Genomic DNA, 21,754 nt, shown 5'->3' on the forward strand with positions numbered 1-21,754 from the left:
GTGGCTCGAGGAGCTCTGTAGCAATACGGAGTTGCAGAGTCGCCCACTTTTTTTATCCACTCAGAGACAAAACACAAGATATAGTTATGCCATTGACCAATATTAAAGAGGTTTTCGACGAGATCAAACAAGACCTCACGGATTACCTTCAAGTCAAAGGCGATATCCTAAAGCTCAAAGCAGCCGAAAAGGGTTCGCTCATAGTCGCCAAGACCATTTATACATCCATACTAGCTGTGCTCGGTATCTTTGCTGGCTCTATTGCACTCATCACAGCTATCTTTGCCATCGCCCTCCTTTTCATAGAGAGCGACACAGATCCGTTCATCACCGTAAGGGCACTCACCTTTGGTGCACTCTGCCTCCTCGGGCTCTTCCTAATTATCATCCTTATCCTACTCGCCGTAAAGAGCAGTTTCCTCAGCAGCATAGAGCTAGGCATGATCAATAAGGTGATAGACCAGCAGGAGCAGCAAGAGCGTAGCCTCAACGCCAAAGAGCTTAGCGCAATAGCCGATAAGCAGCTTGCAGACCCATCGGAACTACGAAAGAGACCGGAGGATATTGCACCAACTAATAGAGAGGAGGAAAGCCTATGAATAAGAGAGAGACGACCCAACTAAGACTAGCGGCAAGAGAACAGAAGCTCCAAGCACGTGCCGATTGGCATCTGGAGCAAGTCAAAACCAACATGGACTACCTCCGCACCGATGGTATCAGACTCATAGGCAAGGATGTAGCAGATAATGTAGCTCCCCAAAGCCCAGTCATTGCCAAGGTAATCAATTACCTCACTGGCAACAAAAAGGATACCCCAGAACCAAAGAAAGGTCTTTTCGGCAGAACCATAGGAGCGCCTAGCAACTACGGCAACCGGCAGACGACTACCAATGCCAACCCATTCTCTCTCGAAGGGCTTAAGGCTACGATACTCCCTACCCTATACACCCTAGGCAGCATGAAGCTCATGTCGTACAGCCTAAAAGGCACTCGCTCATTAGCCCAAGCCGGTCTCAAAAGGCTATTTGGCTTCGGGAGAAAAAAGAAGTAAGGCGCATAGAGATGCACTTAATTCACTGAACCTCCTTTTTCCTTTAATAAACGAAATAAATTCATTATCTTTGCAGACGAAAGATGGAGGGTTAGCTTTCCCTCGGGAAGGTACTTTTAGACGGTAACAATAATAATACACTAATTTTTTTTACAACAATACTGACATGATCAAGATTGGTATTAATGGCTTCGGCCGCATCGGACGTTTCGTATTCCGTGCATCAGTAAAGAGAGACGACATCGTAGTAGTAGGTATCAACGACCTTCTTCCTGTAGACTACTTGGCATACATGCTACAGTATGATACCATGCACGGCAGGTTCGACGGTGAGGTATCTTACGACCTAGAGAAGAGCACTATCACCGTAAATGGCAATACCATCCGTTGCACCCAGGAGCGTGATCCTAAGGAGCTAAAGTGGAACGAGATTGGCGCAGAGTACGTAGTAGAGTCTACCGGTCTATTCCTCACCGCTGAGAAGTCACAGGCACACATCGAGGCTGGTGCTAAGTACGTAGTTATGTCTGCTCCTTCTAAGGATGCAACGCCTATGTTTGTAGTCGGTGTTAATGAGAACGAGTACCAGAAGGGCACACAGATTGTAAGTAACGCTAGCTGTACTACCAACTGCCTTGCACCACTAGCTAAGATCATCAATGATAACTTTGGTATCAAGGACGGTCTTATGACTACCGTACACGCTACCACTGCTACCCAGAAGACTGTAGACGGTCCATCACTAAAGGACTGGAGAGGTGGTCGTGCTGCTGCTGGTAACATTATCCCTTCTTCTACCGGTGCTGCAAAGGCTGTAGGTAAGGTAATCCCATCACTCAATGGCAAGCTCACTGGTATGTCATTCCGCGTACCTACCCTCGATGTTTCAGTAGTAGACCTTACTGTAAACCTAGAGAAGCCAGCTAGCTACGATGAGATCTGCGCTGTAATCAAGAAGGCATCTGAGACTAACCTCAAGGGTATCCTTGCTTACACTGAGGACGCAGTAGTTTCTAGCGACTTCCTTGGCGACACCCACTCTTCTATCTTCGATAAGGAGGCAGGTATTGCTCTTACAGATACTTTCGTAAAGCTCGTATCTTGGTACGACAATGAGATCGGTTACTCTAACCGTGTACTCGACCTCATCGCTACTATGCACAAGGTTAACGGCTAATCCACTAGCCCACACGTAATATATCCCTAGGAGGGTGTGCCGATGGCCAGTAACCATCAGCACATCCTCCTTTCTTATTAGCCCTCACAATAATAATACCTACCAAAGCACTCGCCTTTGCCCAATTTTAGGTAATTTTGGGCTGGAGGGCGTTTAGAATAGTTTGAGAGATGGATAGACCCAATATAATGACCTATGAGCCGCTCGTTTGGAGCTGTGCCGACCTATTGATTGGGGCAGGAATTAAGCAGAGCGACTTCCCTGCCTTTATGATGCCGTACCTAGCACTTATGATGCTGGAGAGCCGCATGCTTCGCTACAAAAACATGCTCCTGAAGGAAGAGATTACCGACGAGCAAGATATCGAGTGGGAGTTTAAGCAAAGTAGCATAGGCTACAACCCTATCATCGTGAAGAGTGGCGTAACGGTGAGCGACCTAGTGAAGAGCGAAGCCACCTTCCTACGCGACTGGGAGCAGTACCTAGCGGGCTTCGATCCCGAGATACAAAAGCTACTCGGCTACAATCGAGGGAGTAGCGATGAGAAGTTCCTCGACATCTCTGGCATCAGCGCCCAGCTACTCAAGAAAGGCATCCTCTACCCTACCGTAGCTCTTTGGTCCAGAGTAGACCTCAGCGCCTACAACAACTCCGAGATCACCACCCTAGAGGAGCACATAAAGCGGAAGTGGGCAGATATCTCTGCCACCACGGCAGGAGAACAATACACCCCCGATGATATCATACAGCTGATTGGCGAGATCGTATGCAGCAAGATAGAAAATAAGCCCATGGGCTTTACCTCGCTCTACGACCCCACTTGTGGTGGCGGCAACCTCCTCTTTGGTGTGGCAGATGCTATCTCACGCAATGTTACACACAAGACGGTGGTCACAAAGGGCGTGGACTGGAACGATGCCCTCTATGCGCTCGCCTCTATCGAGAGCCGTTTTCGCGAGGAGTCGGAGATACAGCATGCCAATACACTCGTGAAGAACCCTTATCATGATAAAGTGTTCGACGTGGTAGTAGCCAACCCTCCCTATGGTGTCAATTGGAAGGGCTACCAAAAGGAGATCAATAGTCTGGCGAATGGATGGTACCCTTTCAAGCCCAGCGTGAGCGATGGTCAGCTCCTCTTTACCCAGCATATCACCAATCAGATGAACCCCAATGGCATTGCCGTAGTGGTACACAATGGTTCCACCCTCTTTAGTGGCGGTGCAGGCAGTGGAGAGAGCAATATCCGCAAGCATTTCCTCGACCAAGACTGGGTGGAGGCTCTCATACAGCTACCAGGCGATGAATTCTTCAATACCGGTATCACCACCTACCTCTGGGTGCTCAATAAAGCGAAGGCACCCGAGCGCAAAGACAAGGTGATGCTTATCGATGCTTCGGCAGACTATACGCTCCTACGCAAGAGTAAGGGCAAGAAGAGGGTAGAGGTAGATGCGGCACAAAGGGCAAAGATTGTGGAGCTATTGGCGCACTATGAAGAGACGGAAAACGCCAAGATCTTCAGCAAGTACCACTTCTACTACAATTATCAGGCGGTCAACCTAGCACCACTCGACGACAACGGCAAACCCCTCAAGGGGGGAAAGAAGGTGAAGGACTACGAGATTATCCCCTACCTTCCCGATGAAGAGGAGAATAAACAGGGCATCACCCGCTTCCTAGAGGAGCACCTACACGGGCGCCCCTACACCCTCGGAGACAATAAAGTAGGTGTGGAAATCAACTTCAATAAAGTCTTCTACCAGCCCACCGAACTGCCCTCGGTAGCAAGCCTACTCTCCGAAATCAAGGCAATAGATACAGAGCTAACACAACTCTACAACGAACTCGGGCTATGATGGAGCGCTACAAAGCATACAAAGAAAGTGAACTCCCTTGGCTCCGAACTATACCCGAGCACTGGGAGGTGAAACGCATTAAGGATATCTTCACAGAGATTAAGGAGGTTGTGGGAGAAAGAAGTGATGACTATACACTCCTATCTCTATCTACTCAAGGCGTAATTGAACGTGATATAGTGTCAGGAAAAGGGAAATTTCCAAAAGAGTTTGACAGCTATAAGATAGTGAACCCCACTAATCTTGTATTTTGCCTTTTTGATGTTGATGAAACACCAAGAACGGTTGGGTATGTACAGCAGACAGGAATGTTGACTGGAGCCTACGATGTCTTTTCTGTTAGTAATGCAAACACTCTCTATGTTTATTATTACTTTATTGCCTTAGATAATGAGAAGTCTTTGAAACCATTATATCGAGGACTAAGGAAAGTTATTCCCATGATTTCCTTTATGTCTATGCCTATCTATTTACCTCCACTAGAGGAGCAGCAGGCGATAGCTGAGTATTTGGATAGGGAGACAGTGCGGATTGATCGTATTGTAGAGCTACTGACCAAGCAAAGAGAATGCTATGCTCAGCTGAAGCGCTCCCTTATCTCCGAAGTCGTCACTCATGGTCTCCCCCACCACAATCCCGCCAACTACCGCACCCTCCGCCTAAAAGATATTTGCATAATTAACCCTAGTTATACGGGTAATTTATCAGACAACGAACAGGTTTCATTTTTTCCAATGGAAAATATCAAACAAGGATACTTCATTAATGATCAAAATCGTCTACTGTCAGAGGTAAAAGGGAAATATACTTATTGTGCTAATGGAGATATAGTAATGGCAAAGATCACTCCCTCTTTCGAGAATGGAAATATTGCATTACTTAATGGTTTGACTAATGGCATCGGTTTTGGGTCTTCAGAACTCATTCCATTCAGACCTTCCACTATGGTAGATCCTACTTACTTGCTATATTTTTTGCAAACTGATCAGTTTAAAAATAAAGCAATAAGAACTATTAAAGGTGTTGGAGGACTTAGACGTATTGACATAGATGATTTAAAGGTATTTCCAATCTCTTTACCTCCACTAGAGGAGCAGCAGGAGATAGTGGCGTATTTGGATGAGCGGTGTAAGCGGTTGGATAGACTAGTAGAGGCGATTGACCGCAAGATAGATCTACTAGGATCGCTAAAGAAGAGTTTGATAGAGGAAGTGGTAACGGGGCAACGCAGGATAACCAACTAAACAGAGAGAAAGGAGCGGAATATGAGCGAATTAGCACTACAGAAGGATATTGTACTAGAGTATATTTGTGATGGGGTCAATGGCTTGGGCTACAAGCAGGAGGTGCATGGCATGGTATCGCCACGCCTATTCCTCACTTCAGACCTTCAGTGTTTCCTCAAAGAGAGTTCACCAGCCTCTTGGAAGAAGGTACGTAAGCACTTCTCCAGCGATGAGGAGATGACCGAGGCTATCGAGGCTCAGCTGTATGAGGATATTCTAAGTAGTCAGAATGTAGCTACGTTCTTCAAACAGAAGCTCAATAGCTTTACCTTTCAGGGCGAGCCCTTTTTCCTCTTCTTCGCTTCGGGAAGTAGTATTGGCGGTCAGGTGCGCGACTTCGATAAGAATATCTTTTCCGTAGTTCCCGAGCTAGCTTATCGTTTCGAGCACGAGGGGAAGCAGGTCTTTAGCTTCCGTCCCGACCTCGCTTTCTTTGTCAATGGCGTGTACTTCGGCTACTGCGAACTGAAGAGTACCATCGATGGTCAGACCGCAGAGAAAGAGGGGCGACGCAAGATAGCCAACGACTATGTGGAGATGGTGGAGCAGTATGCCCGACTAGCGTATACCAATGATGTAACGGAGACTTTACGGCGTAGGATGCTCCATGTATTTGAGAAAGCCATCCATGTCACCACTTGCGACCTCAGTTCGCTCTATGTGGTGCGTACCCTCTCTACTCTTACCAAAGGGCTCAAAACCCAGTTTGTCAATAATGAGATATACCGTACAGATGCTGTAGACCAAGTGGCAGCAGAGATCAAGGAGTACCCTAAAGGGGCAGAGGGGACACTCGACCCTGTGGCAGTATTTAAGGAGACCTTTGCGCGCTTCTATGCCCGAGAAGAGGTGGAGAAGGAGATAAGGTATTACAACTTCCTAGAGTACACCTATAATAATAAGGAGAAGAGCGGCACACTTTTGCGTTCGGGCAATACGGGTACCCTAATTAGTCCTCGCCCCAAGCAGAAGTTTGGCGTGGATAAGGTGCTCACCAGGCTTCGGGAATTCCTTAAGCACGAGGGAGAGCCCAACTACTATATAGAGCAACTGCGTAAGCAGCTGGAAGCGCAGAAGCTGAGCCCAGAACGGATAGAGCAGATCCTAGAGGAGCGGAATAAGATACTCAATAATAAGTATGTGTATTCGCTACTCCTACAGTATGCCGCTGGGTTCGGCAAGAGCAACATCATCGGCTGGCTCGCCTCTATGATGAGCGATATGAGGGAAGAGGGGACACTGGTATTCGATAAGATACTCATAGTGGTAGACCGCATACAGCTACGCAATCAGCTCAATGAGATGATGCACAATATGAACCTCAGTAGGGTGAACTTTACCGACGTTACCAATAGGCGGGAGCTTATCAACGCTATGAACGATGATAATGTGCGGGTGGCAGTGGTAAATATCCAGAAGTTCAATGACTTTGAGCAAGTAATAGCAGAGCGTGGCTTGGGGACTAAGCAGATGAGGGTGGCTTTTATCATCGATGAGATCCACCGCACCAATAGTGGCAAACTACATGATGAGATGCGTTCGAGCTTTGAATCGCTCCAAGATGCTCTAGAGCGCCCCTATATAGAGGGCGAGGCAGGAAAGAGCAGGAAGAAGAATGTGATCATTGGTCTCACGGCTACGCCAAGCGATACAGTGCTGGCTAGGTTTGGGGAATTCCTGAAGACAGAAGATACCCGACCAATATGGGTACCCTTCGACTCCTATACCATGAAAGAGGCGATAGAGGAGGGGTATGTGCTCAACCCCGCTGCACATATCTACAAGTGGGTGGTGGCTATGGAGTACACCGTGCCCGCAGGGATGAGCAATGAGGAGGAGCAGTACGCTCTACGCAAGAAACAGATCTACAATAACGACGCTAGGATCAGAAATATAGCGCAAAAGATTGTGGAGCGCCTCTACACCACGGTATACCCTAGTATCAGGGGTTATGGCAAAGCGATGCTCGCCACAAGCTCTATAGAGTCGGCGATCAAGTACGTGACGGAGATACGCAAGGAGATCGCCAGAAGAGGGACAATGCCGAGGTTCAATGACGCCAAGGTGTATATCGTCTATAGCGACCGCCAAGATATGCCATCTGCCTCTACCTACAATGAGGGGAAGAGTGAAGCCGAGGTGATCGAAGCTTTCCAGAAGGGTAAGAATGGGCTTATCATTGTGGTGGACAAGCTACAGACAGGGTTTGATGAGAAGCTACTACATACCTTATTCTTGGATAAGGAGATATCGGGCATCAATGCGATTCAGACCATTTGCCGTGTGAACCGCACGACGAAGAATAAGCATAAGGTAGACTGCCATGTGATAGATATCTCGCACAAGAATGTGAATATCCACCACCTGAAAGAAGCCCTGGCAAAGTATAGCGACCTTACCTTTACCATCTTGGAGCCTCTGCAAGCGCTGGATAAGCTCCATAAGATAAGGGAGGAACTGATGGGCGAGGAGCTCTACTGCCTTTACTTCAGGCGGTTTGTGGAACTGCACAAACTGGAACCAACGGAGCGGACTACGGCACTCAATGAGGTGCTACTCAAGATAGAGGAGTGGATAAGGCGGGAGATGATGGAAGCCCAGAAGCGCATGGCGGCAGGCAAGGAAACAACAGAGGGGGCCGATGATAAGGGCTTCGTAGACCGTGCCAAGCAACTGAAGAAGAGCGTACAGGAGTACCTGATTACGATCTTCAACTTCAATGGTATCATTGAGATAGACCAAGAGCTGAGGGAGCCTTACTTTATGGGATTCTGGGAGCACTACAAGCGGATATACAATACCATCACCCGCAACCCTAGTAGTAAGAGCGAGATTGGGGTTCAGCTCGATGATGCGGGCTTTTTGCCTGCCACTTCGCTGGAGATAACTGCCACAGTATATCCAGAGGATAAGGGGGAGACCGCTTTGCCTAAGGCACCAGATGCCAATAAAAAGCCCGCCAACGGTGGGGCGGCAAAGGTAGACTCTGTGGAGGAGTTCGTGAAAAGACTCAATCTAGAAGAGGAGATGGATCGAGAGCTTATCGATGCTGGTCACCAACTGGAGCAGGACTTCTTGAAGTATGTGGAGACGGATAGTAAGTTTCAGAATATGATCCACACGGAGGGTGGTTTCTTTCCTGACGAAAAGAAGAGAGCAGAATTTGGCCGCCTGATAAGGCGATTTAGGCGTACGAATAGTGATAACTACCCAGAAGAACTACACGGCTATCTGGAGCATTATCAGGATAGACTGTATGACTGCGCTATGGGGTGGAAGCCTGTGGGCTATGAGGAGGAAGAGGAGAAGACTCTAGAGGTTCCTGAGATAAGGGACTATAGTATTAACCAAAATGAGCATAAGAGTATGGCAGCTGAGAACAACCAGTCACCCTACAAGAAGGTGAAACAAAACGTGGAGCAGTTAGAGGAGGAAATGAGTGCCCACTTTAAGTTCGTAGAATGGGATGGGCAACCTTTTGAGCACCACGATGCAGAAGAGCTACAAGCAACGAAGCAATTGGTGGAGAGCCCGAACTATTTTGAGGTGATTCCTACGGGCAAGGAGAGCACAAAGGATAATAGTCTGTATCTGACCATTACACAAGCATGGTTCGATAAGATTATATCTGGGGAGAAAACGGTGGAGTACCGCGAGATTAAGCCAACAACGATAAGTAAGTACCTAGATCTAAGGGAATCGAGCGATGGGTATATTATCACGAACCAAAACCTCCCCGAGGAATCGGGAATCTACCCAGAGGCTTACAATGAGGGCATATTTAGCTATGTCCCCCGCTATTATGAGTATCTGTCTCTGGGTGTGGGCTACAGGAAGGATAGAGATACAGCCACGGTGAGAATAAAGGGGTTCGGCTTTATTCCTGAAAGATACCACAAGGGCGGAGTATGGCGCACCGACATGGAAGACGATAGCTTCACCGATGAGCAATGGCAAGAGGCATTCAAGAAAGGAGCAAATGCCGTGCAAGACATGCTCTATAAAGCTGATGGTCCGGAAACCAATTGGACATTTGCCATCCACCTCGGCGAGGTCGTGGAGGTCCATAAGAAGTAATCCCACAACCTATATGCACTAGCCCTCGGCGGGCGAAGGAGTGGGAAGAAATAGGGCTTATCGTAGCTCCCTCTCCACGGTGCTAATGTCCCTCTATTTAGAACTGTTTATAGGGCGAAACATTAGTGCAGTTTTCGTTAGCCACGCTTGAACTGAGGAATGGAGCCAAAGCCCCCTTTAGGGGGTTTGGGGGCTGAAGGAGGGCGTGGATAAGATGAGCCCCCTCCCTCCACCTTGCCTATGGGCTCCCCCTTTAGGGGGCTGGGGGGTTCCCCTATCCACGGCCTCGGGCTGCGCCCTCAACCGTGGCTAACGAAAACCGCACTAATATACTCTATTATTGTCGTACTGGTTATAGGGAGAACCATTAGCGCTATAACCCGTTTGCGATACCCTATATCAGCGAAATTTATTCCTAGGAATAATTATTTTTATTTGTACAGATAAATAAATTTATTCCTAGGAATAAATTTCACTGATATAGGGTATTAGAAAAAGGCAAGAGATATAACTACGCTAATGTACCCTATTACGGACTGAATATAGGGCGAAACAGTAGTGGGTTTTCGTCCCCCTCCCTCCCCCCTGCCTATGGGCTCCCCCTTTAGGGGGTTGGGGGGCTCCCCTATCCACGGCCTCGGGCTGCGCCCTCAACCGTGGCTAACGAAAACCGCGCTAATGTACTCTATTATTGTCGGGCTGAGGAATGGAGCCAAGCCCCTTGCCTCGGGCTACCCCCCCTTTAGGGGGCTGGGGGGCTTGTATAGGATAGATAAAACCAAAATAACCTGAAAAAACTCTTGCTGAAAAAAAATATTATTCGTAACTTTGAGGCACTCAAGCATCCCAATAAAGATGGAGGGCTTACCGAGCAAGGCAATGTAAAATGACGAAAGTCGTATAGTTATATAATATGGATAACAAGATTCAGGAATTAGCCGAAAAGATCTACAAAGATGGAGTAGAGAAAGCCAATAGCCAAGCAGAGCAAATAGTAGCTAAGGCGGAATCTCAAGGACGTGACGCCCTAGAGAAGGCCAAGAGTGAAGCGGAGCGCATCGTAACTGAGGCTCGTAAGGAAGCTGAACGCCTCAAGACTCAGTCTGAGACAGAGGTCAGGAATATGGTCTCTAGCGCTGAGGATGCTCTTCAACTCAAAATCACAAGCATGATTAATAGCGCTGCGGTAAATAAGGCTATCGATGCAGCCTTTGCCAAGCCAGAGGCTCTTTATGGTGTGGTACTACAGATGGCTAAGCAACTATCTGGTGGCGTAGAGATTTCGACCAGTGATGCGAAGGGGCTAGAGGAGTATTTCCGTGCGGAAGCTCAGGATGTGCTCAATCAGGGGGTTAAGATCACTGAGGTGGCAGGTAAGTCGGCTAATTTTGACATCTCTCCAGAGGGTGCAGACTACAAGATCAATGTAAGTAAGGAGGCATTCGCTGAGTACTTCAAGGAGTTTATGCGTCCTCGTATGCGTGAAATCCTCTTTGGTGGCGAGTGATGGCGGGTTACTATACACTTGGCGCCCAGCTACCCACGCTTAAGCAGGGCGACTATCGCACGCACCAACTGACTAGTCGTGAATTTGTGACGCTTCTAAAGGAGCAGGCAACAAAGAGCGACCGTAAGCAGATAGACCTACTATTACTAAGGGAAGACAACGCTCTTCTTCTGCAAATATTACGTGGCAAGGAGGTAGTAGTCCCCGAGCACAAGATGTATGTGCTGGGGGAGGAAAAGCTACGCTTCTTGGTGGAAGCAACTAGGCAGCGACTAGAGGCGGAACGTAATGCGGTGACGGAGTATCAAGAGCTGGAGTACCCTAGGCTCCCTAAGCGTGTGTACCCTCGCTATATGGAGGAGTTTGTAACGCGCTACCTAACGGAGCAGCACGAGGGGGTAGACCAACCTTTTTTCTATGCTGATTTACTCCTGATGTCTTACGCCGAACATGTGCAGAAGGAGGGTAATGAGTTCCTCCGCAGGTGGTTCAAACTGGAGCAAGACATTGCAGCTACTCTGGCAGCAGTAACGGCAGATAAGTTTAAGCTTGATAGAAGCCTATATATATTGGGCGATCGCCCTTTGTACCAGTTGCTGAAGGCTGGAGACTGGAGCGAGATTACCTACACCCCAGAGGGCGAACTAGTGAGTGCTATGCGCAAGATTGCAGAGGAGGACAACCTCGCTGTGCGAGAGCAGAAGATCGATGATTACAAATGGCGACTTCTCGATGAAGAGACCTTTGCCGACATTTTCTCTATCAATGCGATGCTCGTCTATCTCCTGAAGCTACAAATACTGGAGCGCTGGGAGAAGCTAGACAAGGTGCAAGGAGAACAGCAGTTTAGGGAGATTGTATCTTCGCTAAATAAGGACTTCAAGCAGGAGATGGACGACTTTAAGCAATCACTCAAGAGTCATGCCAAGTCCAAAAGGGTAAGACAAACCTCGGGAGGAGAGGATGAATAACATAAATACAAAGATTAAGACAATATACCGATGAAGACAACTGGCAAGGTGATAGGAGTGGTCTCCAACCTCGTGACCATCCTTGCAGATGGGCCTGTAGGGCAGAATGAGATCTGCTTTGTAAATGTAGGCGGCAGAAAGCTGATGGCGGAGGTGATCAAGGTGGAGGGCAATCACGCTATTGTGCAGGTATTTGAAAGCACAAGAGGTATGAGAGTGGGCGATACCGCTACCTTTGAGCAACACATGCTTGAGGTACAGCTGGGACCTGGTATGCTCTCAAGGAACTATGATGGTCTGCAAAATGACCTCGATAAGATGGAAGGGGTATTCCTCAGCCGAGGCGAATATACCGACCCCCTAGATAGAGAGAAACTATGGGCTTTCAAGCCTATTGCGGAAGTCGGCGACAGCGTAGAGGCTGCGAGTTGGCTGGGTGAGGTGGATGAGAATAATCAGCCACACAAGATTATGGTTCCCTTTGTCTTCAAAGGCTCTTACCAAGTGAAGAGTATTGTGGGAGCAGGCGAGTATACTGTAGACAGTGTGATTGCGGTGCTCACCGATGCCGAAGGCAAGGAGCATGAGGTAACCATGGTGCAGAAGTGGCCTGTGAAGAGGGCTATCACTGCGTACAGCGAGAAGCCAAGACCATTTAAGCTACTGGAGACAGGTGTGCGCGTAATAGACACCATGAATCCTATCGTGGAGGGTGGTACAGGATTTATCCCTGGTGCTTTCGGTACGGGAAAGACGGTGCTGCAGCACGCCATTAGTAAGCAAGCTGAGGCGGATATCGTTATCATAGCTGCCTGTGGAGAGCGTGCCAATGAGGTTGTGGAGATTTTCAAGGAGTTCCCTGAGCTTGTAGACCCTCATACAGGACGCAAGCTGATGGAGCGTACTATATTGGTAGCCAATACGTCTAACATGCCAGTGGCTGCCCGTGAGGCATCGGTATATACTGCTATGACTATGGCAGAGTATTATAGGAGTATGGGACTGAAGGTGCTCCTAATGGCAGACTCTACTTCTCGATGGGCTCAGGCACTTCGTGAGATGTCCAACCGACTCGAGGAGTTGCCTGGACCTGACGGCTTCCCAATGGACCTCTCGGCAATTATTGCCAACTTCTATGCTCGTGCCGGTTATGTATATCTGAATAATGGTAAGACAGGTTCGGTAACCTTTATCGGTACTGTTTCGCCAGCGGGAGGTAACCTCAAGGAGCCTGTAACGGAGAATACCCAGAAGGTGGCTCGCTGCTTCTATGCACTTGAGCAAGACCGTGCCGATAAGAAGCGTTATCCTGCGGTGAATCCTATTGAGAGCTACTCTAAGTACATCGAATACCCTGAGTTTGCCGAGGAGATTGCCAAGATCATGGGTAAAGAATGGCTAGAACTAGTAGGTGAAGCAAAGCGCCGTATGCTTCGTGGTCGTGAGGTGGCAGAGCAGATAAACATCTTGGGTGATGACGGTGTGCCACTAGACCACCATGAGACTTTCTGGAAGTCGGAGCTAATCGACTTTATCATCTACCAGCAGGATGCCTTTGATGATATTGATCAGATTACCCCACTGGAACGCCAGCAATTCATGATGGAATTGGTCATGAGTATATGTGCTAAGAACTTTGAGTTTGAAGGGTTTGAGGAGGTAGCTGACTTCTTCAAGAAACTCATCAATGTGCTCAAGCAGATGAACTACTCTGTCTTCAAGAGCGAGGAATTTGAGAAGTACCACAACGAAGCTAAGCAGATGATTGCTGCTCAGGGTGCAGAATAATAGATAAGGAGTAAGTATGGCAACTACAGCTTTTCAAAAGATATATACCAAGGTAACCAAGATTACCAAAGCGACTTGTACCCTCAATGCTAAGGATGTGGGCTTTGACGAGCTTGCGCTAGTGAATGGTAAACTAGCTCAGGTGGTGCGCATCTATGGTGAGGAAGTAACCCTACAGATCTTCCAAGGTACAGAGGATATCCCTACCGATGCCGAGGTTATCTTCCTAGGACATGCCCCTTCACTAAAGGTGAGCGATCAACTTGCTGGTCGATTCTTCAACGCTTATGGTGATCCTATTGATGGCGGCCCAGAGGTAGAGGGAAAGAGGATAGAGATTGGTGGTCCTTCGGTAAACCCTGTTCGTCGTGAACAACCTTCGGAGCTTATCGCTACAGGTATCTCTGGTATCGACCTCAATAACACCCTAGTAACAGGACAGAAGATTCCATTCTTCGCCGACCCAGACCAGCCTTACAACCAAGTGATGGCTACTGTGGCGATGCGTGCAGAGTCGGATAAAATCATCCTGGGAGGAATGGGACTAACGAATGACGACTACCTCTATTTCCGTAACACATTCCAAAATGCGGGAGCGCTGGATCGTATCGTGAGTTTTGTGAATACCACTGAGGATCCTTCGGTAGAGCGTCTGCTTATTCCTGATATGGCACTAGCTGCGGCAGAGTATTTTGCGGTGGAGAAGAAAGAGAAGGTACTGGTACTACTCACTGACATGAGTAACTATGCCGATGCTCTTGCCATTGTATCGAATAAGATGGATCAGATTCCTTCGAAAGACTCAATGCCTGGTTCGCTCTACTCAGATCTTGCTAAGATCTACGAGAAGGCAGTGCAATTCCCTGATGGTGGTTCGATTACTATTATTGCGGTTACGACGCTATCGGGAGGAGATATCACTCATGCAGTGCCTGATAATACTGGATATATCACTGAGGGTCAGCTCTACCTACGCCAAGATAGTGAGGTGGGTAAGGTGATTGTAGACCCATTCCGTTCGCTCTCACGTCTGAAGCAGCTGGTAATTGGTAAGGAGACCCGTAAGGATCACCCACAGGTGATGAATGCTGCGGTACGTCTGTATGCCGATGCAGCCAATGCTCAGACCAAGCAAGAGAATGGTTTCGACCTCACCAACTACGACCAACGTGCGCTCGACTTCGCTCGTGAGTACTCTAAGGAACTACTTGCTATAGATGTAAACCTCGACTCTACCCAGATGTTGGACACCGCTTGGTCGCTCTTCGCTAAGCACTTCAACCAAGCAGAGGTAAATATCCGCCAGGAATTTGTGGAGAAGTACTGGCCGACCAATGCTTAAGAGATAATCGATGGCGATTAAGTTTCAATATAACAAAACCTCCCTCCAGCAACAGCGCAAGCAGCTGAAGGTGCGTGAAAGAGCCCTCCCTACTATCAAGAGCAAGGAGAGCGCCCTCCGAATGGAGGTGAAGCGCACCAAGGAGCATGTGGAAGAGATGGAGCGACAGTTGGAGGAGAGCATGCGGAGCTACGATAGCATGGTGGCACTATGGAGCGAATTTGACCCAACTATTGTACGTGTCAACGATGTACAGGTGGAGATAAAGCGCTTTGCAGGGGTACAGATACCAGAGCTTGGTGAGATAGACTTCGAGGTGCGCCCATTCAGCCTTATGACCACGCCTTCGTGGTATATGGATGGGACACAGCTCATCAAGAGTATGGCATCTATCGGTATCGAAGCTGAGGTGGGACGTATCAAGCTGGATCTACTGGATCATGCCAGGAGGAAGACTACCCAGAAGGTAAACCTTTTTGAGAAGGTACAGATCCCAGGGTACCAAGATGCTATCCGTAAGATCAAACGCTATCTGGAGGATGAGGAATCGCTCTCCAAAGCGTCACAGAAGATTATGCGCTCCAATCTGGAGGCAAAAGCCAAAAACAAAATAGGAGAAGAGCTATGATAGTACCAATGAAGAGATACTCTTACTTCGTATACGAACCAGAGTATCAGCAATTTCTCCATAAGCTCCGTGACCTAGGTGTAGTACAGGTGCGGCAGTATACCAATCCTCTGAAGGTAGAGGAGTTTGCACAAAATGTATCGCAACAAAACGATATTAAGCACCTACAGCAACGACTGAATACGGTGCGTAATGGCAATAAGCTAGAAGAGGGGCAGACACCAGACACAATAGAGCACAGCGATCTACCAGAGGGAGTAATCAATGATTACGAACTCTTTACAGCAACCTATTCGGAGACTCTGGATAAGATAGCTCAGGTAGAGAGTAAGCTCGCAGAGGTGCACAACCAGCAAAAGGAACTGGAGGTATGGGGAGACTTTGACCTTTCACTGATAAAGAAGCTAGAAGAGGCAGGCTACTTTGTCCACTTCTGGGTCGTGTCTCCAGCTCAGTTCAAAGAGGAATGGGAGCAGCAGTATGACGCTCAGGTAATTCAGAGCGAAGGGAGGTATACTTACTTCGTAACGGTGACCAGGCAAGCGACACCCCCTACCCTTGACCAAGCTGAGCTCCAAAAACTCCCAACAGCCAGCCTTAGCCAGCTAAAAGCAAAGGAGGACAAGCTAATGGATGAGAAGCGGCTACTACTCGGAAGCCGAAACTACCTCGCTTATCACCCAGATGTATTGGCAGAGAAGGTTGTGGAGCTACAAAATAGCTTCAACATGAAGAATGCCAACTTCCAAGGCACTCGAATGTACGATGACAAGCTGGTGGTCGTAGAAGGCTGGGTACCCAAAGACCTTGCGCCCAAGATGGAGCAAGACCTGATGGATAGCGGTATCGCTTTCACTGAGCTAGAAATAGATAAGATAGAGGATGTCCCTGTAAAGCTAAAGAACAATAGGTTTACACGAGTATTTGAACCCCTTGTGGAGCTATTCTCTATGCCCAACTATGGTGAGCTTGACCCTACCCCATACATTGCCCCTTTCTTTATGGTATTCTTCGGAATATGCTTTGGTGACTCGGGCTATGGACTGATGGTATTGATAGTGGCGTCACTACTGAAGAGAAAAGCCAAACCCGCTGCCAAGAAGACGCTCGAACTAGCGCAATGGCTCGGACTCGCTGGTGTTGTTATTGGCTTCTTTAGTGGATCATTCTTCGGAGTGGAACTGGTAAAGGTACCATTCCTAGCAAGTATAAGGGAGTACTTCATCTCGTCTGAAAACATGATGATTATTGCCCCTGTTCTCGGATTTATCCAGATTATATTTGCGAAGTACATTGGCGCACTGAAGCGCACCAAACAAGTGGGCTTTACTAAAGCACTATCGTCGTATGCTTGGCCCACACTTATCATCGTACTGGCAGTACTCGTAGGGCTACCGATGATAGAAGTGAGCATCCCTCAATGGGCTACTTATGTCCTCTACGGTATTACTGGACTGTGTGTGCTCTTGGTGCTCTTCTACAATACACCAGGGAAAAACATCTTTGTCAACTTCGGTGCAGGACTATGGCACACTTATAATATTGTGTCGGGATTACTGGGAGATACCCTTTCCTACATCCGTCTCTTTGCTATCGGACTTACAGGTGCCGTACTCGGTGGAGTGTTTAATAACCTTGCTGTAATGGCAACATCAGGACTCCCAATACTATTGGCTATCCCTGTGGGAGCATTCATCTTGGTACTCGGACACGGTATCAACTTTGGGCTAACAACAATTGGCGCCCTAGTACACCCTATCCGACTGATCTACGTAGAATACTTCAATAACTCCGACTTTGAGGGAGGTGGTATCACCTATGACCCTCTAAGGAAACTTGAAGTAGAAAAAGACTAATCAGAAGAAAGAATAATAATTTATAACTTAGATAAACGAACACTTATGGAATTAAATTTGATTTTGGCATACCTAGGCGTATTCGCAATGGTAGGCATCAGTGGCATGGGTAGTGCATTCGGCCTATTCTTCACGGGACAGGCAACGATTGGCGCTATGCGCAAAGACCCAACACAGATGGGTAAGTACATCGGCCTCTCGGCACTGCCAGCTTCCCAAGGTCTGTATGGCTTCATCGGCTTTTTCCTAGCTAAGGATCTTATCAATCCTGAGATGTCTTTCATGGCATCTGTAGCCATCCTTATGATGGGTCTATTGGTAGGTATCGTGGGTATGGCGAGTGCTAATCGCCAAGGACGTATCCTAGCTAATGGTATCGCAGCAACTGCTGATGGTCACAATGTGCTTGCATCTACAATGGTGATGGCAGCATTCCCAGAGCTTTATGCTATCCTTGGTCTGCTTGTTTCTATCCTAGTATTTGGTGGTCTAGCATAATCAGATACTCATATAATAAAGGGTAGGAACTCAGACGAGTTTCTACCCTTTATTGTACCCAGTAGCTGTACCTAATCAGAGCTCATACAAGAGGTTCCGCTGAGACCATTGCAATGGTCGTGGTCACATACCTAAGGAACCAAGCTCAATTAGTTATGGGGGAAAGGTTGTTATATGGCAAGGTTTTACTTATTTCCGAGGTTAATTGGTCTATAATGGGTACCTTTACTCGCAGAAAGCAAATTCAACATATAATTTATACATTTAATAACACAGTGACGATGAAAAAGCACAATTTCTACGCTGGCCCTTCGATCTTAAATGACGGGGTAATTAAGGAAGCAGCTAAGGCTGTTGAGAACTTTGCAGGTACTGGACTCTCTCTCCTCGAGGTATCCCACAGAGGTAAGGAGTTTGTGGCTGTTATGGACGAGGCTATTGCTCTATTCAAGGAGCTTCTCGACATTCCAGAGACCCACGAGGTAGTATTTGTAGGTGGTGGTGCTAGCCTCCAGTTCTACATGGGTGCGCTCAACTTCCTCAAGACTAAGGCTGCATATCTCGATACTGGTACTTGGGCAAGCAATGCTATCAAGCAAGCTAAGTATGTAGGTGAGGTAGTAGTAGTTGGTAGCTCTAAGGAGGACAACTATACTTATATCCCTGAGTACACTGTACCAAGCGATGTAGATTACTTCCACTACACTTCCAACAATACCATCTATGGTACTGAGATTAAGAAGGATCCAATCGTAGACGTTCCACTGATTTGCGATATGTCATCAGACATCTTCAGCCGTCCAGTAGATGTATCTAAGTACGACCTTATCTATGGTGGTGCACAGAAGAACCTAGCTCCAGCAGGTGTTACCTTCGCTATCGTACGTAAGGACAAGCTAGAGCAGGTAGATCGTCCACTGCCAACAATGCTTAACTACAAGACTCACGTAGATAAGGGCAGTATGTTCAATACACCTCCTGTATTCCCTGTATACGTAGCGCTACAAACCCTCAAGTGGTACAAGAGCCTAGGTGGTATCCCTGTAATGCAGAAAATGAACGAAGAGAAGGCTGCAGTACTTTATGATGCTATCGACTCTTCTAAGATTTTCCGTGGTACTGCTCGCGAGCAGGATCGTTCGCTCATGAACATCTGCTTCGTAATGAAGGACGAGTACAAGGAGCTAGAGAAGCCATTCCTCGACCTCGCTACAGAGCGTGGTATGATGGGTATCAAGGGGCACCGCTCAGTAGGTGGTTTCCGCGCTTCTACCTACAATGCACTTCCTATCGAGAGCGTAAGAGCACTCGTAGATGTAATGAAGGAGTTTGAGAAGAATATGTAAAAACTAATGGATGTGGAGCCACGGGACACCGTGGCTCTGCATCATTATATATAAGTAGATATGCAGAAAGTATTGATCGCTACGGAGAAGCCATTTGCTCCGATAGCAGTAGAGAAGATAAGAGGTATTGTAGAGAGCAACGGACTAGAGCTAGTGCTCCTAGAGAAGTACACCGAGAAAGCTCAACTACTTGAGGCTGTAAAGGACGTTGATGCTATGATTGTTCGTAGCGACAAAGTGGATGCAGAGGTTATCGAGGCTGGTAAGAACCTCAAGATTGTGGTTCGTGCTGGTGCTGGTTATGACAATGTAGACTGCGAAGCTGCTACTAAGCACAACGTAGTTGTTATGAATACCCCTGGTCAGAACGCCAATGCTGTAGCAGAGCTTGTATTTGCAATGCTACTATTCCACATCCGCAAGGGCTTTACTGGGGCATCTGGTAGCGAGCTTATGGGCAAGCGCCTAGGCGTAATGAGCTATGGTAATATCGGTGAGAATGCTGCTCGCATCGCTCAGGGATTCGGTATGCATGTCTATGCTTACAGCCGCTCTACCCCAGCCGACTACTTCGTAAAGGATGGTTTCGAGTTCTTCGTAAACCGTAAGGCGATGTTCGAGGTATGCGACATCATGGTACTCGCTATGCCATCTGCTGCAAATACCAAGGGTATGATCAATTATGAGCTGCTCAGCTCAATGCCAAAGGGCGCTATCCTTGTAAATATCGCTCGTAAGGATCTTATCAATGAGGCAGACCTAATGAGGGTGCTCGCAGAACGTCCTGACATCAGCTACCTTACCGACGTAAAGCCAGACGCAGAGGCTGAGATCATCGAGAAGTTTGGCAAGCAGTACTTCTCTACCGACAAGAAGATGGGCGCACAAACTGCAGAGGCAAACATCAATGCTGGTATGGCTGCTGCTTCTCAGATTGCTAGCTATCTACTTACTGGTAACGAAAAGTTTAGAGTAAATAAGTAATCGCAGACACATAGTGAATGGTGAAGGGGGTATACGCCTCTTCACTATTCACTTCACACTGTTCATTATATTATAATAGATATGATTGTAAAGCCATTTAGGGGCATTCGCCCTCCAAGGAATCTTGTAGAGAAGGTCAATTCTCGCCCTTATGACGTACTCAATAGCGACGAAGCACGCAAGGAGTCTGAGGGCAATGAGATGTCACTCTATCACATCATCCGTCCCGAGATCAACTTCCCTGTAGGTAAGGACGAGCACGACGAGGATGTATATGAGATGGCAGCTACACAATTTGCCAACTTCCAGAAGAAGGGCTGGTTGGTAAAAGACGAGAAGCCTAACTACTACATTTACGCTCAGACAATGGACGGTCGTACCCAGTATGGTATCGTCCTTGGTGCTTATGTAGACGACTACATGGAGGGCCGTATCAAAAAGCATGAGCTTACTCGTAAGGATAAGGAAGAGGATCGCATGAAGCATGTACGTGTCAATAATGCCAATGTAGAGCCTGTATTCTTCGCTTTCGAGGACAATGCTACCCTACAAGCTATCATCGATAAGTACAAGGCAACTGAGCCAGAGTACAACTTCGTGGTAGACCTTGATGGCTTCGGTCATACCTTCTGGGTAATCAGCGATGAGAAGGATATCGAAACCATCACCAAGGCTTTCGAGGCTATCCCATATATGTACATCGCCGATGGTCACCACCGCTCAGCTGCAGCTGCTCTCATCGGTGACGAGAAGAGGAGAAATAATCCTAACCATACTGGCGACGAGGAGTACAACTACTTCATGGCAGTTTGTTTCCCAGCTAGTCACCTTCACATCATTGACTACAACCGTGTAGTGAAGGACCTCAATGGCAATACCCCTGAGCAGTTCTTGGAGAAGCTAGGCGAGAAGTTTACCGTAGAGGAGAAGGGTACTGAAATCTACCACCCAACAGCTCTTCACAACTTCTCTCTATACCTAGGTGGTAAGTGGTATTCACTCACTGCTAAGGAGGGCACCTACGATGACAATGATCCTATCGGTGTACTTGATGTCACCATCTCTAGCGATTACATCCTTCGTGATATCCTCGATATCCAGGACCTCCGTACCAGCAAGCGTATCGATTTCGTTGGCGGTATCCGTGGTCTTGAAGAGCTCAAGCGCCGTGTAGATAGTGGCGAAATGGTAGCAGCCCTAGCGCTCTATCCTGTAACCATGAAGCAGCTCATCGATATCGCTGATAGTGGTAATATCATGCCTCCAAAGACCACTTGGTTCGAGCCAAAGCTACGCTCTGGTCTAGTCATCCACTCACTCGAGGAGGAGAAGTAAGACATACAGACAAAATAGAAAGGGGGTACTTCTATTCACACTCGTGAAG

The 21,754-nt window shown here is 47.7% G+C and carries 16 protein-coding genes; all 16 read left to right on the forward strand.

Features of this window, described 5'->3' with window-relative positions; genetic code table 11:
- Positions 1-86: 86 nt before the first annotated feature.
- The gene (locus IX315_RS00225) at positions 87-599 is read left to right on the forward strand and encodes a hypothetical protein (RefSeq protein WP_211635611.1); all 513 of its coding nucleotides are present in this window, start codon (positions 87-89) and stop codon (positions 597-599) included.
- Positions 596-1,051, forward strand: coding sequence for a hypothetical protein (locus IX315_RS00230; RefSeq protein ID WP_018357435.1), 456 nt, complete (start codon positions 596-598; stop codon positions 1,049-1,051). The genes IX315_RS00225 and IX315_RS00230 overlap by 4 nt, the downstream gene beginning before the upstream one ends.
- A gap of 166 nt (positions 1,052-1,217) precedes the next feature.
- The gene (gene gap, locus IX315_RS00235; RefSeq protein WP_018357436.1) at positions 1,218-2,228 is read left to right on the forward strand and encodes a type I glyceraldehyde-3-phosphate dehydrogenase; all 1,011 of its coding nucleotides are present in this window, start codon (positions 1,218-1,220) and stop codon (positions 2,226-2,228) included.
- A gap of 170 nt (positions 2,229-2,398) precedes the next feature.
- Positions 2,399-4,087 (forward strand): HsdM family class I SAM-dependent methyltransferase, encoded by a 1,689-nt coding sequence (locus IX315_RS00240; RefSeq protein WP_018357437.1) that lies wholly within the window; start codon positions 2,399-2,401, stop codon positions 4,085-4,087.
- Complete coding sequence (locus IX315_RS00245; RefSeq protein WP_211837065.1) at positions 4,084-5,331, forward strand: restriction endonuclease subunit S; 1,248 nt, start codon at positions 4,084-4,086, stop codon at positions 5,329-5,331. The genes IX315_RS00240 and IX315_RS00245 overlap by 4 nt, the downstream gene beginning before the upstream one ends.
- A gap of 21 nt (positions 5,332-5,352) precedes the next feature.
- Positions 5,353-9,450, forward strand: coding sequence for a DEAD/DEAH box helicase family protein (locus IX315_RS00250; protein ID WP_211837066.1), 4,098 nt, complete (start codon positions 5,353-5,355; stop codon positions 9,448-9,450).
- A 913-nt stretch (positions 9,451-10,363) separates the two neighbouring features.
- The gene (locus IX315_RS00255; protein WP_211639785.1) at positions 10,364-10,957 is read left to right on the forward strand and encodes a hypothetical protein; all 594 of its coding nucleotides are present in this window, start codon (positions 10,364-10,366) and stop codon (positions 10,955-10,957) included.
- The gene (locus IX315_RS00260) at positions 10,957-11,928 is read left to right on the forward strand and encodes a DUF2764 family protein (RefSeq protein WP_018357480.1); all 972 of its coding nucleotides are present in this window, start codon (positions 10,957-10,959) and stop codon (positions 11,926-11,928) included. The genes IX315_RS00255 and IX315_RS00260 overlap by 1 nt, the downstream gene beginning before the upstream one ends.
- A gap of 30 nt (positions 11,929-11,958) precedes the next feature.
- Positions 11,959-13,716: a V-type ATP synthase subunit A gene (locus tag IX315_RS00265; protein WP_018357479.1), complete on the forward strand. Its 1,758-nt coding sequence runs from the start codon at positions 11,959-11,961 to the stop codon at positions 13,714-13,716.
- Positions 13,717-13,732: 16 nt separating this feature from the next.
- On the forward strand, positions 13,733-15,058 hold the full coding sequence (locus IX315_RS00270) for a V-type ATP synthase subunit B (RefSeq protein ID WP_018357478.1): 1,326 nt from the start codon (positions 13,733-13,735) through the stop codon (positions 15,056-15,058).
- Between the two features lie 10 nt (positions 15,059-15,068).
- On the forward strand, positions 15,069-15,686 hold the full coding sequence (locus IX315_RS00275; RefSeq protein ID WP_018357477.1) for a V-type ATP synthase subunit D: 618 nt from the start codon (positions 15,069-15,071) through the stop codon (positions 15,684-15,686).
- Positions 15,683-17,542 (forward strand): V-type ATP synthase subunit I, encoded by a 1,860-nt coding sequence (locus tag IX315_RS00280; RefSeq protein WP_134849159.1) that lies wholly within the window; start codon positions 15,683-15,685, stop codon positions 17,540-17,542. The genes IX315_RS00275 and IX315_RS00280 overlap by 4 nt, the downstream gene beginning before the upstream one ends.
- A gap of 45 nt (positions 17,543-17,587) precedes the next feature.
- A complete protein-coding gene (locus IX315_RS00285) occupies positions 17,588-18,040 on the forward strand; it encodes an ATPase (RefSeq protein ID WP_211637328.1) in 453 nt (150 codons plus the stop codon).
- Between the two features lie 281 nt (positions 18,041-18,321).
- On the forward strand, positions 18,322-19,386 hold the full coding sequence (serC, locus tag IX315_RS00290; protein ID WP_018357474.1) for a 3-phosphoserine/phosphohydroxythreonine transaminase: 1,065 nt from the start codon (positions 18,322-18,324) through the stop codon (positions 19,384-19,386).
- Between the two features lie 60 nt (positions 19,387-19,446).
- Entirely contained in the window at positions 19,447-20,370 is a 924-nt protein-coding gene (locus tag IX315_RS00295) for an NAD(P)-dependent oxidoreductase (RefSeq protein WP_018357473.1), read from the forward strand.
- Between the two features lie 81 nt (positions 20,371-20,451).
- Complete coding sequence (locus IX315_RS00300) at positions 20,452-21,705, forward strand: DUF1015 domain-containing protein (protein WP_134849157.1); 1,254 nt, start codon at positions 20,452-20,454, stop codon at positions 21,703-21,705.
- The last annotated feature ends 49 nt before the right edge of the window (positions 21,706-21,754 follow it).

The organism is Porphyromonas levii (assembly GCF_018206105.1).
GTDB lineage: Bacteria > Bacteroidota > Bacteroidia > Bacteroidales > Porphyromonadaceae > Porphyromonas_A > Porphyromonas_A levii.